General features: G+C 58.3%; 13 protein-coding genes. 5 read left to right on the forward strand and 8 right to left on the reverse strand.

Annotated elements, in window-relative coordinates:
* Window positions 1–125 precede the first annotated feature (125 nt).
* On the forward strand, window positions 126–4,490 hold the full coding sequence (locus GN112_RS26730) for a CBM96 family carbohydrate-binding protein (protein WP_155312953.1): 4,365 nt from the start codon (window positions 126–128) through the stop codon (window positions 4,488–4,490).
* 16 nt (window positions 4,491–4,506) lie between these two features.
* Here the strand turns inward: GN112_RS26730 and GN112_RS26735 are convergent, their stop codons facing one another.
* The 5 genes from GN112_RS26735 to GN112_RS26755 all read right to left on the reverse strand — a co-directional run bounded on the left by GN112_RS26735 (window position 4,507) and on the right by GN112_RS26755 (window position 9,025).
* Window positions 4,507–5,910 (reverse strand): FAD-binding oxidoreductase, encoded by a 1,404-nt coding sequence (locus GN112_RS26735; protein WP_155312954.1) that lies wholly within the window; start codon window positions 5,908–5,910, stop codon window positions 4,507–4,509.
* A 64-nt stretch (window positions 5,911–5,974) separates the two neighbouring features.
* Window positions 5,975–6,664: an amino acid ABC transporter permease gene (locus GN112_RS26740; RefSeq protein WP_155312955.1), complete on the reverse strand. Its 690-nt coding sequence runs from the start codon at window positions 6,662–6,664 to the stop codon at window positions 5,975–5,977.
* A gap of 18 nt (window positions 6,665–6,682) precedes the next feature.
* Window positions 6,683–7,471 carry an amino acid ABC transporter ATP-binding protein gene (locus GN112_RS26745; RefSeq protein ID WP_155312956.1) on the reverse strand — a complete coding sequence of 263 codons (789 nt, stop codon included), beginning with the start codon at window positions 7,469–7,471 and terminating at the stop codon, window positions 6,683–6,685.
* Between the two features lie 10 nt (window positions 7,472–7,481).
* Complete coding sequence (locus GN112_RS26750; protein ID WP_155312957.1) at window positions 7,482–8,135, reverse strand: amino acid ABC transporter permease; 654 nt, start codon at window positions 8,133–8,135, stop codon at window positions 7,482–7,484.
* 92 nt (window positions 8,136–8,227) lie between these two features.
* Window positions 8,228–9,025: an ABC transporter substrate-binding protein gene (locus GN112_RS26755; protein ID WP_155312958.1), complete on the reverse strand. Its 798-nt coding sequence runs from the start codon at window positions 9,023–9,025 to the stop codon at window positions 8,228–8,230.
* Window positions 9,026–9,342: 317 nt separating this feature from the next.
* Between GN112_RS26755 and GN112_RS26760 the strand changes: the two genes are divergently transcribed.
* Window positions 9,343–10,404: a 3-oxoacyl-ACP synthase III family protein gene (locus GN112_RS26760; protein WP_155312959.1), complete on the forward strand. Its 1,062-nt coding sequence runs from the start codon at window positions 9,343–9,345 to the stop codon at window positions 10,402–10,404.
* A gap of 96 nt (window positions 10,405–10,500) precedes the next feature.
* Here GN112_RS26760 and GN112_RS26765 read toward each other — a convergent pair whose 3' ends face one another.
* The gene (locus tag GN112_RS26765; RefSeq protein WP_155312960.1) at window positions 10,501–12,276 is read right to left on the reverse strand and encodes an SDR family NAD(P)-dependent oxidoreductase; all 1,776 of its coding nucleotides are present in this window, start codon (window positions 12,274–12,276) and stop codon (window positions 10,501–10,503) included.
* A gap of 206 nt (window positions 12,277–12,482) precedes the next feature.
* Here GN112_RS26765 and GN112_RS26770 point away from each other — a divergent pair, with 206 nt between their 5' ends.
* A complete protein-coding gene (locus tag GN112_RS26770) occupies window positions 12,483–12,827 on the forward strand; it encodes a hypothetical protein (RefSeq protein WP_155312961.1) in 345 nt (114 codons plus the stop codon).
* A gap of 116 nt (window positions 12,828–12,943) precedes the next feature.
* The gene (locus GN112_RS26775; protein ID WP_155312962.1) at window positions 12,944–13,816 is read left to right on the forward strand and encodes a rhomboid family intramembrane serine protease; all 873 of its coding nucleotides are present in this window, start codon (window positions 12,944–12,946) and stop codon (window positions 13,814–13,816) included.
* Window positions 13,817–13,842: 26 nt separating this feature from the next.
* Here the strand turns inward: GN112_RS26775 and map are convergent, their stop codons facing one another.
* Window positions 13,843–14,733 (reverse strand): type I methionyl aminopeptidase, encoded by an 891-nt coding sequence (map, locus tag GN112_RS26780; protein ID WP_155312963.1) that lies wholly within the window; start codon window positions 14,731–14,733, stop codon window positions 13,843–13,845.
* A 361-nt stretch (window positions 14,734–15,094) separates the two neighbouring features.
* Between map and GN112_RS26785 the strand changes: the two genes are divergently transcribed.
* Complete coding sequence (locus GN112_RS26785; protein ID WP_155312964.1) at window positions 15,095–15,466, forward strand: hypothetical protein; 372 nt, start codon at window positions 15,095–15,097, stop codon at window positions 15,464–15,466.
* Here the strand turns inward: GN112_RS26785 and GN112_RS26790 are convergent.
* Window positions 15,463–15,741, reverse strand: a complete 279-nt coding sequence (locus GN112_RS26790; RefSeq protein WP_155312965.1) for an integration host factor subunit alpha — start codon at window positions 15,739–15,741, stop codon at window positions 15,463–15,465. The two genes, GN112_RS26785 and GN112_RS26790, sit on opposite strands and share 4 nt — an antisense overlap.
* Between the last annotated feature and the right edge of the window lie 358 nt (window positions 15,742–16,099).

Below are 16,099 nucleotides of genomic sequence, written 5' to 3' on the forward strand. Positions count from 1 at the left end.
GAGGTGGTTGCGTAGGAGCGGCTTCCAGCCGCGATCCTCTCAATAGATTCGTGGCTGGAAGCCGCTCCTAGGAAAAGTCCCCCTGACCCAAAAGGCTGGCCCCAACAACCCAATGAGGTGAATCCATGCGCTATCTCCAGTTTTTATTGCTCTGTTCATCCCTGTTTCTATTACCTTTTTCAACTTTTGCCATAGCCGGGCAGGTGGACATCGGCTCGACCGCCGACGCTCAGGTGGTCGAGGGGTATTCATCGATCAATTATGGCAGTCAAACCTCTATGTACGTGGGCAGCGGCTCCAGCAGCTATGGGGACGAGCGCATCTGGGTCAAGTTCGACCTGGAGGGGCAGCTTCCCGACGGTGCCACCATCACCTCCGCCAAGCTGCTGCTTTACTGCTGGCGCTCCGACGGCCCCACCACCATCGCGGCCACGGCCCACGCGGCCACGGACGGATGGACCGAAACCGGCATCACCTGGGACGATCAGCCATCCTTCACCACCACGTCCCTGGACAGCCAGACCTTGACGGCCGGCGATGAGGATCGCTGGTTCACCTGGGACATCACCAGCCACGTGCAGACCGAATACGCCGGGGACGGCATCGTCAGCGTGGTGGTCAAGGCCAATCCGGAAGATCAAAGCAGCGCCAGCAGTTACGGGTTTGACGGCAAGGAGTACTCCTCCTCCATTGCGCCCCGCCTGCGCATCGAATACGAAGGCGAATGGCCCCAGACCAACAACTTCAAGATTTTCCACGTCAACGACGCCCATTCGCGTCTGGTGCCCCACGATTTCGACTTCCCGGGACAGGACGATTTTCCGGTTCTGGAAAAGGCGGGCGGCGCGGCTTACCTTGCCGCCAAGATGCTGGAATTGAAGGCGGCCAACCCCGACTCCCTGATCGTTGACGCCGGCGACGTTTCCGAAGGCAGCCCGCTTGGCGATCTGCGCGGCAACGGTGGGGCCCTGGATTTCTTCAACGCGTTGGACACGGAACTGAAGGCCCTGGGCGGCCGAGGCATCGACGCCATGGTGGTGGGCAACCATGACGTGCGCTTCCAAAGTTACATCACCAACATGGAAAACGCCAGCTTTCCGATCATTTCCATGAACATCTGCCAGGAAGGCACCCAGACGCCTTATTTTGATGCCTATACGATTGTTACCCTGGGCAACGGGGTCAAGGTGGGTATCCTGGGATACACCACCGACGAATCCTCCTACCTTGGCGAGGAAACCGAGGACCTTCTCGACGTGGTCACGGCGGTCTGGGACGATGACGATTCCAGCACCATCAATATCAAGGATTACGTGAACACGCTTCGTACCACGGAAGGCTGCGATGTGGTGGTCCTCTTGTCTCATATTGGTCACAGCCGCATCGTATCGGGCAGTGATGCCCTGATCGAAGACTCGGGAGGCGTCGATCCTCCCGAAGTAGTCGTGGCGGGACACTGGCACACCTGGGACGAGAAGGCCTGGCAGCCCGCCCAGCTCAACTACAAGACCACCCTGGTGGAAGCGGCTTCCTACCTGCAGTATATCGGCGAGTTGGAAGTGACCGGGGACGGCAAGTATGTCGACGCCACCAAGCACGCCATCCGTAGCGACGAAATCACCCCCAACGCGGCCGTTGCCACCGTGATCGATAATCTGGTCGCGGAATACAACGCCAACTCCCCCACTTACGGTCTCGACCAGGTCATCGGCTATTCGGCCACCGACCTGACCATGGACAAGGACAAATGGTGGACGGTGAGCGAATACCCCTGGAACGCCACCAATGCGGTCGGCGCCTGGATTACCGACGCCATGGCCTGGAAACTGAACGCAAACGGAATTACCGTCGATCTGGCCATCCAGACGGGCGGCAGCATCCGCCGGGACGTTCCCAAGGGAGAAATTACCTATACTGAAATCTACGAGGCTTACCCCTGGCAGGATGACGAAATGGTCCAGGTGCAGATGACCGGCCAGCAGATCTGGGATTTCATCCAGGCGGATTACTGCGGCACGTCCATTTCCGACGGCTGGAAGGTGACCGCCGAGGACGGCACCATCACCGGGATCACCTATAATGGATCGGATATCGGCCTCTCCACCTCCTACCACGTGATCATCAGCGACTACATGGTGGCGCACGAGGGGGACATCTCATTTTCCAATACGAATTACACGGGCTATTCCATCCGTCAGTCGGTGATCGATTTTACCGCGCAGTACACCGAAGCCAGCCCCATGTATCCGAACGGAATCGAAGACCGATACGATCTGGATACGGAACTGGCCGGCGGTTTCAAAGCCGTTGTGCTGTTCGTTGCCGATTCGGAAAACCAGCCCTACCACGAGGACGGCTTCATCCGTCTGCTCTCCGCCACCGACGAAACCCTTCTGCGCCGGGGAAAATACGGATTGAGCGATCTGGTCAACTCCGACGGTTCCATCAACAAGGATCATCAGTTTTCGGAAACCATGCTCTACCGCGGGCATCTGGGATTTCTGGATGGGAAATATCGGCATGGGGACATCATCGAGGTCTGGGGTGAAGGCGGATTCTACGAGGGCGTGCCGGAGTTTGTCAGTGAGGAAGGCGTCGTTTCGGACGGGGTCGAACTCAAGGTTGTCGACCATGACGAAAGCCTGGCTTTGCCCGAGGTCATGTCGGGCTTCGCCGCTTTCTGGGACGAATGGCACGAAAACCATTATGTAAAGCTCTACGTGCAAAAGACCGGCGACAATACGGTGGCGGATGCCGACGGCGAAACACAGACCATCTACCAGGCCGACGCTTACGATACCAAGACCCTGCCCGGCAACGTGGGCGACGTTCTGGAACTCACCGGCGTGCAGACGACGGAGGACTACACCGGTCGTCGGTTCCGCTGCCACACGGCAGCAATGGCCTCCGACCAGGGGGTCACGAGCTATCCGGCTAATAGCTCTGTGGATGCCATCAGCTCGGCCGAGACAAGCGCTTCCTCGATTACACTGACGGCCACTGCTTCCGATGTCGGCGCTGCCAGTAGCGGTACGGTGGTTGTGACGCCCACGGACGACAGCTATGTTGTCGAGGGATCCCCGAGTTCCAACAAAGGGTCCAAAACGAGCATGTACATACAGAGTTCTGCCAGTAGTAATGATCGCATCTGGATGAAGTTCGATCTGGGCGGCCAAGTACCGACCGGTGCCACCGTGACCGCTGCCACCTTAAGCATGTATCAATGGTACCCCTCCGGACAGGGCGCCGATATGGATGCTTCTGTATATGGAAGTTCCGATAATGACTGGGATGAGGATTCCATCACCTGGAACAATCAACCCTCCTGGGAGTCCGCCGCCGATGACACCGCCACCCTCGAAGAAGGAGAAAAGGCCTGGTATGAATGGGGCGTGGCAACCTACGTTCAGACCGAGGTCGCGAGCGGCGACGATATCATCTCCTTCGTGGTCAAGCCTGCAACCGAAGATGCCGGCACCACATCCTTCTATGTTTTCTATGGCAAGGAGTTCACTTCATCCTACGCGCCGTCACTGGAAGTCTCTTACGAAATCGCGGCGGGCAGCCAGGAGGATGCCCAACCGGTCAGCGTGGCCTTTTACTATCGCTATTCCGCGGATAGTGTGACCTGGGGCGCGTGGACGGCCATCGGCACGGACGGGGATTCGTCTGACGATTGGTCGCTCGGCTTCAGCTACGGGGACGGGTACGGTTACTACGAATTCTACTCCGTAGCCACCGACGAGGACGGTAACGTCGAGGACGCGCCGGTACGGGCTGATGCATCGGTCCGTTACGTCTCCGGGTCGAACACCGCGGCCAGCGTGACCCCGGTTTCGAGCATCGCCGACGGAACAACCGACGTGGATGGCAATGTCTGGTTGAGCGTGACCGTTGCCGACAGTGACAACGATACGGTAGGGGTGTGCTTTTATACTGCCAGCGGGGAAGAAATCGACTGCGTGGAAAACGTGGCCTCCGGCCAGACCGCATCGGTGGCCTGGACCGGCCTGGACGAGGCAACCGCATACGGCTGGTATGCGGTTGTCGATGACGGAACGGAAACGGCCCCATCCGAGACCTGGTCCTTTAGCACGACCAACAGCGCACCTTCGGTGACGAGCGGTTCCTCCGATCCGGGTACGACACAAGCCACCCTTACCGTGACCGTCAGCGATACGGACAGCAACCAATCCCTGGATGTCTATTTTTATGACGGCGCCGGCACCCTGATCGGTTCCCAGACAGACGTTGATTCGGGCGAAAGTGCCAGTGTCCTTTGGGATGGCCTGACCGCCAACACCGAATACAGTTGGTACGTAGAGGTCTACGACGGAATGGAGACCGTTATTTCCGACACCTGGACCTTTACCACGGCGGCGGGTACGTCCATACCGGCGGTCCCGGCCATGGACGTTTTCGGCATGCTGGCGACAACTGCTTCCCTGTTGCTGGCGGGCGCCGTTTGGATCAGGCGTCAGCAGTCTTAGTATACAAGACTGGGGATCAGTGGCCAAAAGGGGCGCTGCAGGTGAGCGTCGACGGGAAGACCTTGCCCGGGTTGAGAATCCCGTTGGGGTCCAGCAGCCCCTTGATCTGCCGCATCAGGTTCAGGGTGGGCGCGTCGAGGTTCCAGCCGATTTGGTTGCGCTTGATCAGCCCGATGCCGTGTTCGGCGGCGATGCGTCCCTCCAGGGCGATGGCGTCCTTGAGGATCGCCGCCCGGGCCTGTGTGAGCGCTTCGTGGGGCGTGTTTTTGTCGTGTGGCGCCAGGCTGACGTGGATATTGCCGTCACCGGCATGACCGAAACAGACGATGAACGCACCGGTTTCCTTGGCAATGTCATCGATGCGCCGCACCATCTTGGGTACCCGGGCGATGGGAACGGCGATATCTTCCTCTTCCCAGCGGGGCCACACCAGCCCCAGCGCGGCGTGGATGGCGCGTCGCGATTGCCACAGGCGCTCCTGGTCGGCCACATCCCTGGCTACGTCCACGCTGAGGGCGCGGTTGGCCGTGCATACCGCCTGGACCCGTTTGATGCCGGTCTCGATCGCATGGGGGGTGCCGTCCACTTCGATGAGCAGCACCGCTTCGGCATCAACGGGCAATCCGGTATCCTGGTATTGGGTCACCGCCCGGATGCAGTGCTTGTCCATGAATTCCATGGTGGTGGGGATGATGCCCGACTTGATCACATCGGCGATGGTCTGGGCCGCCGCTTCCATGGCGCCGAAGGCGGCCAGCAGGGTCTGCTTGCCCTCCGGCAGGGGCAGCAGCTTGAGCACGGCCCGGGTGATCACCCCGAGGGTTCCCTCCGAGCCCACGAAGAGACGGGTCAGGTCGTAGCCGACCACATCCTTGATGCAGCGTGAACCGGTGTGGATGATCTCGCCATTGGCCAGCACCACTTCCAGCCCCATGACGAAGTCTTTGGTGACGCCGTACTTCACCGCCCGCATGCCACCGGCATTTTCGGCCAGGTTGCCACCAATCGTACAAATATCCATACTCGCCGGATCGGGGGGATAGAACAGCCCCTTGGCCTCCACGGCGGCATGCAGCCGGGCGGTGATCACCCCCGGCTGGACGATGGCCTGAAGATTGTCGGTATCCACGCTGATGATCCGGTTCATGCGGTTCATGGTCATGACGATGCCGCCGGAAAGGGGAACGGCGCCGCCGGTCAGACCGCTGCCGGCCCCCCGGGGAACGATGGGGATGCGGTGGGTGTTGGCGATGGCCAGGATTTCGGAGACCGCTTCGGCCGTTTCCGGAAAGGCCACCGCCTCGGGCAGGCAGGCCCCCTCGCTGGCATCGAAGGCGTAGGTCAGGCAGTCTTCTCTCTCTTCCAGGAAATTCTCCGGTCCGAGCAGTTGGCGCAATTGGCGTCTGGCGTTGTCTTGCATGGGGTAATTTTTTCTCTTCTGACTCGTCTTTTCCGGATGTCGCCGGCCTTGGACCGGTTGGCGGCTATCGCGTTGCGGTTTCCGGGTTTTCCAGCCCCGGCGTTTCAAATCGTTTGCCCACATGGTGCAGGACGATGCTGGCCAGTCCCACGACCACCAGGTAGATGAGGGCCACGATAATATACGTGGAGATGGGCGCGAAGGTGCGGCTGGAAATAATTTTGGCCTTGCCCATCAGGTCGGGCACGGCGATGAGGAAAACCACCGCCGTATATTTGATGATGGCGATCATCTCGTTGGACCAGGACGGCAGGACCAGCCGCAGGGCCTGGGGCAGGATGATGTGGCGGATGGCCGTCAGCCGGCTCATACCGATAGCCCGGGCCGCGGTCATCTGGCCGCTACCCACGGCCTGAAGGGCGCCGCGCAGGTATTCGGCCTGATAGGCACCACTGTTGAGCCCCAGGGTCAGGTAGGCCGCGGCAAGCCGTGAAAAGGTCAGCCCCAGGTCGGGAAGGCCGTAGTAAACCACGAAGAGCTGGACCAGCAGGGGCGTTCCGCGGAACAGGTTGATGTAAGCGCCGGCCAGGCGCCGCAGCCAGACACTGCCGTAAACACGCAAAAGGGCGACCGGCAGGCCGACCACCAGGCCGATGAGAAGTGCGCCGCCGGCGATCTTAAGCGTGACCCCGGTGCCCTGGATCAGGTCGGGAAGGACCTTTTGGCAGAATGCGAAAAACTCACCGATGGGCATGCCGTTATTCTCCCGCCATCATGATGGGGCCCCGTCGATGGCCGCCGGAAGCTCTCCACCGCCATGGGCGCGCCTGATCGTGGAGAGAAACTGCCGGGCGCGCTCCGTCCGGGGATGGTTGAAAAACGACGCCGGCGCCCCCTCCTCGACAATGTGGCCGCCCTCCATGAATATGATGCGATGGGCCACCTCGCGGGCAAAGCCCATCTCGTGGGTCACCACCAGCATGGTCATGCCCTCGGTGGCCAGTTTCTGCATGACGCCGAGCACCTCGCCGGTCAATTCCGGGTCGAGGGCCGAGGTGGGTTCGTCAAAGAGCATGATGGCCGGGTCCATGCCCAGGGCCCGGGCAATGGCCACGCGCTGTTTCTGCCCGCCGGAAAGCTGGGCCGGGTATTTTGGCGCATGCTCGACCATACCCACGCGTTCCAGTTCGAAAAATCCCTTACGGCGGGCGTCGTCACGCTTCATGCCCAGCACCTGGGTCAGGCCGATGGTCACATTGTCCAGGGCCGTGAGATGGTTGAAGAGGTTGAATTCCTGGAAGACCATACCGATCTGCTGCCGCACGCGGTTGACGTTGACGCCGGGGGCGGTGATCGTTTCATCGGCCAGCCGGATCTGCCCGGCAGTGGGGCGGGTGAGCAGGTTGATGCATTGCAGCAGGGTGCTTTTGCCGGTACCGCTGGGGCCGACGACGACAATGACCTCCTTGGGCCGCACCGCCAGGGAAATGCCTTTGATGATCGTTGTCTCGCCAAAGGATTTGTGCAGGTCGGTGATTTCGAGGATCGCTTTTTCAGGCATCGGGCGCTTTCTACTGGATGATTTTATAGCGGCGCTCCAGGCTCCCCAGAAGGCGGCTGGCCACAAGAGTGAAAACGAGATAAAAGGCCGCCGCGGTACCGAAGGCCAGAAACGGCTCCAGGGTGCGGGCGCTGACCCACTGGGCCCGCCGCAGCAGTTCTGGTACTCCGATCACGTAGACCAGGGTGGAATCCTTGAGCACCAGGGTGAACTCGTTGACCCAGGCCGGTATGGCGATGCGGATGGCCTGGGGCAGGATGATGCTGCGGATGGCGGTGAAACGGCCCATGCCGATGGCCCGGGCGGCGATCATCTGGCCCGGCGGCACCGAGAGGATCGCCCCGCGGAAAATTTCGGACTGGTAGGCCCCGCTGGCCACACCCAGGGCGATGGCGCCGGAGAGAAAGGGGGACAGGTCGACCAGTTCGGCAATCACGAAATAGAGGATGAAGATGATCACCACCACCGGTACGGCGCGCACCGCCATGCTGTAGGCCGCCGCCAGCGGACGCAGAAACGGACCGCCGTAGATCCGCATCACGGCCATCAGGGTTCCGATGAAAAACCCGATGGCCAGCGCAATGAGGGTAACGGAGACCGTGATGCCCAACCCGGGAACCAGGTAGTGCAGGATGGTTAAAAATGTTTGGGGCAGTTCATGCATCGTCGATCCATTCTATGGATACCAAATGAATACGGACGCCCAAGCCCCTTCGACGGGCTTGGACGTCCGTGTCATTGCTTTGGATCTGACAATCAATCGATACCGAAGGCCTTCTTCTGCTGGTCGATCCAGCCGTCCTGCTGGAGTTGGCCGATCACACGGTCCAGTTCGGCCTTGAGGGCGGTTTCACCTTCGGGCAGGGCCAGGCATTGGCCGGCGGCCACGGTTTCCGTGGTCACCAGGGCAATCTTCAGCTTGTCCATTTTGGCGGCCAGGTCCTTGGCCGGTTTGTATTGGATGAGCAACAGGTCGATCCGTCCGGCGGCCAGGTCCAGACCGGCGTTGTCCACCCGTTCATACTGAAACAGATCCTCCTCGGGAGTCAGGCCGGTTTCGACCAGATTTTTGCGGATCCAGGTCTCCTGGATGGTTCCGGTCTGGGTGCCGATTTTCCGTCCGGCGGCGTCCTTGGGCGTGGTCATCTGGACGTCGGCCTTGGTGGAGGTGACAAAGGCATCCTTGACGAAGTTATACGGAATAGAGAAGTCGACGGTTTTGTCCCGCTCGGCAGTTCCCTGCATGGCGGCGGCCACCAGGTCGATCTTTTTGTTCTGCACGGCGGCGATCAGGGTGTCGAAGCCCATATCCTTGATTTCCACCTCGACCCCCATGCGTTTGGCGACTTCGCGGACCAGCGCCATGTCAAAACCGACGAATTTGCCGCTGTCGTCAACGGATTCGTAAGGCGGGTAGTCGGCTGACGTGCCGACAATCAGCTTTCCGCGCGCCTTGATGACGTTGAGCTGATCGTCTGCCAGCGCCGGCGTTGTACCGGCCACGATCAGCATTACCATTGCCAGTGCCATCGAAATTTCATGTAACCGTTTCATGCGACCCTTCCTTATTTAAGTTTATCCATTTCAATTAGTGCAAATTCGTGTTCCTGACAACAGCTAAATCCCCGGCGCTGTGGATCATCAATTGATGGGCCGGCCGGGAACGGATGTCGGTGCCGCCCAACGCTTCACGCGGTTTCACCGGCGGTGTGACCATCATGATGGTGGTCGGATCGAGATAAACGATCAGACCGAAATTCAGAAGATACCTTTACAAAAATTTTACGTTTTGATCTATTCACAATTCTTGTACAATCCGAAATATTGGTTTAATTTATTTGGCTTAAAACAAAGATCAAAAGAGGAGTAGAATGCCGACTTCGATTATTACCTCTACGGGGTGCTGCATCCCTTCCCATATTGTTTATAACGATCAATTCCTGGAAAATACATTTTATGATCCGGACGGACAACGGTTGGAAAAGACCAATCCGGAAATCATTCAGACCCTGTACAATATTACCGGGATCCAGCAGCGCCGCGTTATCGGCGACGAGGTCACCAACACCGATATCGCTTACGAAGCAGCGGCTCAGGCCCTGGAGGGGCATGACCGGGAGACCCTGGATTACATTATCGTGGCCCAGAATTTCGGCGATGTGCGCAACGGCAACCTGCGCACCGACATGGTGCCGACCATCGCCGCGCGGGTCAAGCACCGGCTGCGCATCAAAAATCCATATACGGTGGCCTATGATATTCCCTTCGGTTGTCCCGGTTGGCTCCAGGGCATGGTCATGGCCGACTACTACATCCGTTCCGGAGATGCCAGACGGGTACTGGTGATCGGTGCCGAAACCCTTTCACGGGTATCGGACCCCCACGATGTGGACTGCATGATTTTCGCCGACGGTGCCGGCGCCACGCTGGTGGAGGCGGGTGATACGAAGGGCGGCATCCTTTCCCATGTCACCCGCAGCGATACCTATGACAAGGCCTGGCTATTGCGGCTGGAACCCTCCTACGATCATACCCGCGATCGGGATGAACTATATATCAAAATGGACGGCCATGATATTTACAAATATGCGTTGAAGACGGTCCCGCAGGTGGTAAAGCAGGCATTGGAAAAAGCGGGGCTGGATCTTGAGGATGCCAGCAAGATTCTCATGCACCAGGCCAACGCCAAAATGGACCACGCCATCCTGACCCGTCTTTTCAAACTCTATGGTATGACATCCATCCCCGAGACAATCATGCCGATGATCATCCACTGGGCCGGCAACAGTTCCGTCGCCACCATCCCCACGTTGCTCGATCTGCTGCTGAAAGGGGAGTTGGACGGGCATCGGGTTGCCTCCGGCGATAACCTGGTTTTCGCTTCCGTTGGGGCGGGTATGAACGTCAACGCCATGGTTTATCAACTGCCTTGAGCCCACCTTTTTCCCTTCTTCCTCAAATCGACCGATTCCTTTGGGGCACCGAAGATCAGGTAAATCGGAACAACTGTTCGACAAGCTGGGACTTCATCAGGTCGCCGTCGGTGGACCCTCCTGCGTGACCATGAAAAGATCCTCGATCAGCGCGTTGATGTCGGGGTAATGCCTGCTTCCATCAAGCTCGGAAATCGCCTCGATATTGGCCAGGATATCTTCGGGCGTGGGGACGCGGCCGTTCGCTGCCAGCATTTTTCCCGGTCCGGTAACGATGGCTGCCCGGTTGAAAAAACCCAGGCCGGCGTTGTAAATATTTCCGCTTTCCGTGCAACGGTCAGAGCTCAGGTAGAGGACGATCGGTGCGACAAACTCCGGTTTGGATCGCTCGAAGCGTTCCGGCGTCATGACATCCTCGGTGAGGCGCGAGGCCGCCAGCGGCGCCACGGTATTGACCGTGATGCCGTATCTGGCCCCTTCCAGTTTCAACGCATTCATGAATCCCACCAACCCCATCTTGGCCGCGGCGTAGTTGGTCTGCCCGAAGTTGCCGTAAAGGCCGGCGGCCGAGGTGGTCATGATGATGCGCCCGTAGCCGTTGTCTCTCATGGCCCTGAATGCGGGGCGGGTAACATGGTACGCCCCGCTGAGATGGACGTTCAGAACGGCCTGCCAGTTTTCCGGTTCCATCTTGATCAGGCTTTTATCGCGCAGGATGCCGGCGTTGTTGATCAGAATATCCACTCGACCGAATGCCTCGAGGGCCGTGGCAACGATTTTCTCGCCCCCTGCGGCCGTGGCCACGCTTTCGTAACTGGCCACCGCCTGGCCGCCGGCCGCGCGGATTTCCGCCACCACCTGGTCAGCCGGGGAGGATGATCCGCTGCCGGCCCCGTCCCGGGCGCCTCCCAGGTCGTTCACGACCACCCGGGCGCCCCGGCGGGCCAGTTCCCGTGCATAGACGCGCCCCAACCCGGAACCGGCTCCGGTGATGATCGCCACCCGGTTGTCAAAGCGGATTTCGTCTTTGGGGATGTCAGCGTACTCGAATTCACCATTGTCGATGACCACCTGCCCGGTGGCCGCGTCAATGGTCCGCCAGAGCGCTTTACCGGTTGCCGTTTTCCAGATTTGGGTCTGGATGGGGATGCCCGGGTAGAGTGCTTTTGAAAACCGGCAGGCCAGGCGCCGGACCTGTTCGGGGCGCCCGGGAACCAGCGATGCGATCAGGGCCCGGCAGGCAAATCCATGGGTGCAGAGTCCATGCATGATGGGTTTGTCGAACCCGGACAGGGCCGCAAATTCGGGATCCACATGGAGATGTAAGATATCCCCGGAGAGCCGGTAAATCAGCGGCTGATCCGGTGACGGGGTGGCCTCGACCACGACATCGGGCGCACGGTCGGGAAATGCCACCGGCGGTGTTTTGCGATCCTCACCTCCGAAGCCGCCGTCCAGGCGGCTGAAAACCGTGGCCACGCTGGTAAACAGCTTGATTCCGCTGTCGTGACGGGTTTCGCTTTCGATCATCACCAGGGCGCCTTTATCCTTGCCCTTGTCGTAATAGTTGCTGATTCTGCCGTTGGTGATCAGGGTCCCGTCCGGCGGGATGGGGTTGTGGAAGATCAACTCCTGTTCGCCATGCAGCACGCCGGCCAGGTTTGCTCCGGCCGAGACGGTGGCCTGGGAAAGAAAATCAAAGATCATGGCAATGGCGAAGCTGGGAATGATCTTGAGCGATTTTTCATAGCAGTACTCCAGTTCGGAAAAACCGGCTCCGACCCCCAGCGCATAAAGGACCACGTCCTTCCATGTGTATTTCCGTTTCATGGGGCCGATGGGGCTGCCAATGGCATTCATGTTGAGTGGCATGCGGATCCCTCCTTTTTGGCAAACGTCCGCTGGTTGCGATGGGCGATATCTGTTGCCCAAGGACAATTAGGCGAGGTGCCCCTGAAAGTCAACGGCTAAGGAAATGGGCGGCATTTGCCGAAATAGGAAAGTTGTGGCCTGGCACTTTACATTTCTGGCAACGGGCTTATAATGCGGCCACTCAAATCTGAATCAAGGAGCGATTGATGATCGATAAATTCGATGTCCCCAGTGAACTGGCCGGTTCTTTCAAACGCATCGCCAGGCGGATTCCGGTGGATCTGAAAAAAGATGAGGAACTGATCAGAACCATTGTGGCCTATCTGCAGCTGGGGGGCGAGCGGCTGGCCCGGCAGGCGGTTGAAGCCGCCAAGCAGACCCTTGGGCTCGAAGTGGCCCAGCGCAAGAAAAAAGCCCGCGAGGAGGCACTTATCCGTGCTGCCGAAGCCCGGCTGGCCGCAGCGGATGGCGATGTGGACGATGACTCGGATGACGAGTATGACGAAGACGATGACGCCGATGATGATGATGATGATATAAAAGAGTACTGATCGCTTCATCCATGGCAGGGGGGCAACCATCCTGCCATGCCGGTCGCTCGCACCACGCCTCTTGACTCCGCACCTGCTTTTCTCTTTTTTTCATCAACCGTTGATTCGGATCGCCGATGGTTCCCCTATTTATCAACCTCAACCGGGAAACGGCCAATACCTACCATCTGGTTCTGTCTGCCGCCGGTATCGGTAGCCGTATTCGCAGTGCCAACAACCGTTATTATATTGATGTGCCGGAGCCGTTTGTCGATTCTGCACGGGATGCCGTCAATCGCTATCTGGCTGAAAATCCAACGCCTGTCGCGCCGGTGGATCCGCCGGATGATGCCGCGCCGCCTGTTCCCGTCAATATCTCCGGGGTTGCCGTGGCCCTGTTTCTCCTGGCGGTTCATATGGCCGTGGTGACCAGTGCCGCGCCCCAGGATTACGTGACCGTTTTCGGTGCCAGTGCCCGGCTGATCCTGTCCGGCGAGTGGTATCGCTGTGCGACGGCCCTGCTTCTGCATGCCGATGCGGCGCACCTTGCCGGCAATATGGCGGGCATGGCCCTTTTTGGCGGTGCGGTGTGCGCCATCATGGGTACGGGGGTCGGTTGGCTACTGATTCTGGCCTGCGGGATCATGGGTAATCTGATCAATGCGATCGCCTATGGGAGCGGGCACCTTTCCGTGGGGGCATCCACGTCGGTTTTCGGTGCCATCGGCCTTTTGTGTGCCATTCGCGCCATCACCGCCATGCGGACCGGCAAGGGATGGAGACCGGTTGCCGTGCTGTTGGGCAGCAGTGTGGCGCTTCTGGCATTTCTGGGTGCCGGCGAGCGCAGCGATTTGGGTGCCCATCTGTTCGGTGTACTTGCCGGCCTCGTCGCAGGGAGTATTCATGCCCTGGTGCTGGGCCATCCATCAGGCCTGCGGTTACAAGTCGCCAGTGGTATCCTTGCCGCCGCGACCCTTATGCTTGCATGGTTCCGGGGGGCCATCGGGTGACCGGGCGACGTTTTGCCTTTTTCGAATCAGAGGGGATACGGGGTCAGGCTTTCAACACCGGTTTCGGTGACCAGCAGGGTTTGCTCAAACTGGGCGGATAGAGATCCGTCGCGGGTGACCGCGGTCCAGCCGTCATCGAGAATGACCAGTTCCTTGCGGCCCAGGTTGATCATGGGTTCGATGGTGAAAACCATTCCTGGAATCAGCCGGATTCCGGTTCCGGGGGCACCATAGTGCGGAACCTGGGGGGCCTCATGGAAATCGATCCCGACACCGTGCCCCACGAATTCGCGCACCACCGAGCATCCCTGGGATTCGGCATACGTCTGGATCACATGACCGATGTCGCCGACCGTGTTGCCCGGTTTGACCATGGCAATACCTTGGGCCAGGCAGTGACGGGTGACACTGACCAGTTTACGGGCGCCCTCGCTGGGTGTGCCCACAAAAAAGGTTTTATTGGCATCGGCGTAATAGCCGTCAAGAATCGAGGTAACGTCCACATTGACGAGATCGCCATCCTTGATCACCCGCTCTCCGGGGATGCCATGGCAGATCACCTCGTTAATGCTCACGCAGACACTCTTGGGGTACCCACGATAATTTAACGGGGCCGGTTTTGCACCGTGGGCGATGGTGAATTCATGCACCAGGGTATTGATCGCATCGGTGGTGATTCCTGACTTGAGATGCGATTCCACCAGATCCAGCGTTTGGACGACCAGCTTTCCGGCTGTCCGGATCCCTTCTATCTGTTTGGGTGTTTTAATGCGGATCTGGTATTTTTTGGCGTATTGCAGGTCAGATACCTGGCTCGGTGCCGGTTTGCCCAGACAACACCGTTTGTATTTTTTACCGCTGCCGCAGGGGCAGGGGGCATTTCGGCTGATTTTCCCTGTATCCGTTTTATCTTTCACGGTTGGTTTCCTTTGTTTCCGAAACGGTCAATGTCCAAAAGAACAACTCCTGCACATGTATCTGAAAGGGTTGAAGACTGTCAAATGGTAATGCCGAAAGCCCACCCGGGCAAGCCAGTTTGCCGGTTGGTCGATGATTTCCCCAAATTTATTTGATGGGTTGCCTGTTTTTTGCTGAAACCTGGAAATCAGGCGCTTTTGGCTCTTGGAGAACGGTCCGTCCTTGTGATATGAAGCGCAGGCAATGCCATCGATTGCCGGGGTTTTGCCCGGCGCCTGTTGGGCAGACCGGACGACACGTTCCAATTGGCCATTGCCATTTGGGCGTTACCATCAATTCCACTGGCCAGAGAGGAGAGAGATGACCTTATCGGATCAGGAATGGGAACAGCGTATTTTGTGCAGTGATGGCAATTGCATCGGTATCATCGGTGCCGATGGCCGCTGCAAGGAGTGCGGGAAACCTTATGACGGCCAACTGCCCCTTCCGTCTGATGATGGCGGTGCGATCAGAGAGGATGACAATGATTCCATGACATCCCCACAGACCATCGATCCCGTTTTGACGGAGGCACTGACCACCGTTTCCGATTTTATCCGCCAGGTAACCGGCACTGCGCCGACTTCTGCGGAATTGGCCGATGCGTTGAGGCGCTATTTCGTTCTCAACGAAATCAAGGAGCACATTCTGATGGTAAGAGAGGGCGGCGATGGAGATTCCGAGACACATTAGTTAATCTTGTCTCGCAATTTTCCCGAACATTTAAATGTGACCACCCGGCGTTCATCCAGCATCATCTCATCGCCGGTTGCCGGATTGCGCCCCTTGCGCTGTTTCTTCTCTTTCACGCAGAACTTTCCGAAACCACTGACCAGCACATTCTCACCCGTCGCCAAGGACGATTTGATGATTTCCAGCAGAGTCTCAACGGTTTCGGTTGCCTTGATTTTTGTGAGTCCGGTTTGATCCTGGATATTTTCAACGATTTGCGCTTTTGTCAGACTCATTGTTGGCTTTTCCCCTTTTAATTGCTTGCACAATTTCCTGTCGGGCCTGATTTTCCGGCATCGGCTCCCGCTGATCGTTTCCGATTGATGCTAACCACCTAAATTGTAAATGATAATCATCATCCTTGATGGCCCACTTGATGTCAGGAGTTGACGCATTTGTCAAGAAAATCCGACAAATTGGAGCATTGTGCCGGAATCGCCGCGATTTTACGATGACCTTTTTCCAACAAAACTTGTCGGAACGGTTTGCCCGTCAGGGGATGTGGCCATGTCAGGTATCGGTTTGCATGTGAAAAAAAGACCTCAATGATTGTGAAATTAAGTAACTAATATTAGAACGAAATAAAATATATTG

It is taken from the genome of Desulfosarcina ovata subsp. ovata, from assembly GCF_009689005.1.
GTDB lineage: Bacteria > Desulfobacterota > Desulfobacteria > Desulfobacterales > Desulfosarcinaceae > Desulfosarcina > Desulfosarcina ovata.

What these genes read in the sequence shown, in the direction of transcription:
- GN112_RS26730 (WP_155312953.1), top strand. Translation starts at nt 126, where the DNA reads ATGCGCTATCTCCAGTTTTTATTGCTCTGTTCATCCCTGTTTCTATTA.
- GN112_RS26735 (WP_155312954.1), bottom strand. Translation starts at nt 5,910, where the DNA reads ATGCAAGACAACGCCAGACGCCAATTGCGCCAACTGCTCGGACCGGAG.
- GN112_RS26740 (WP_155312955.1), bottom strand. Translation starts at nt 6,664, where the DNA reads ATGCCCATCGGTGAGTTTTTCGCATTCTGCCAAAAGGTCCTTCCCGAC.
- GN112_RS26745 (WP_155312956.1), bottom strand. Translation starts at nt 7,471, where the DNA reads ATGCCTGAAAAAGCGATCCTCGAAATCACCGACCTGCACAAATCCTTT.
- GN112_RS26750 (WP_155312957.1), bottom strand. Translation starts at nt 8,135, where the DNA reads ATGCATGAACTGCCCCAAACATTTTTAACCATCCTGCACTACCTGGTT.
- GN112_RS26755 (WP_155312958.1), bottom strand. Translation starts at nt 9,025, where the DNA reads ATGAAACGGTTACATGAAATTTCGATGGCACTGGCAATGGTAATGCTG.
- GN112_RS26760 (WP_155312959.1), top strand. Translation starts at nt 9,343, where the DNA reads ATGCCGACTTCGATTATTACCTCTACGGGGTGCTGCATCCCTTCCCAT.
- GN112_RS26765 (WP_155312960.1), bottom strand. Translation starts at nt 12,276, where the DNA reads ATGCCACTCAACATGAATGCCATTGGCAGCCCCATCGGCCCCATGAAA.
- GN112_RS26770 (WP_155312961.1), top strand. Translation starts at nt 12,483, where the DNA reads ATGATCGATAAATTCGATGTCCCCAGTGAACTGGCCGGTTCTTTCAAA.
- GN112_RS26775 (WP_155312962.1), top strand. Translation starts at nt 12,944, where the DNA reads ATGGTTCCCCTATTTATCAACCTCAACCGGGAAACGGCCAATACCTAC.
- GN112_RS26785 (WP_155312964.1), top strand. Translation starts at nt 15,095, where the DNA reads ATGACCTTATCGGATCAGGAATGGGAACAGCGTATTTTGTGCAGTGAT.
- GN112_RS26790 (WP_155312965.1), bottom strand. Translation starts at nt 15,741, where the DNA reads ATGAGTCTGACAAAAGCGCAAATCGTTGAAAATATCCAGGATCAAACC.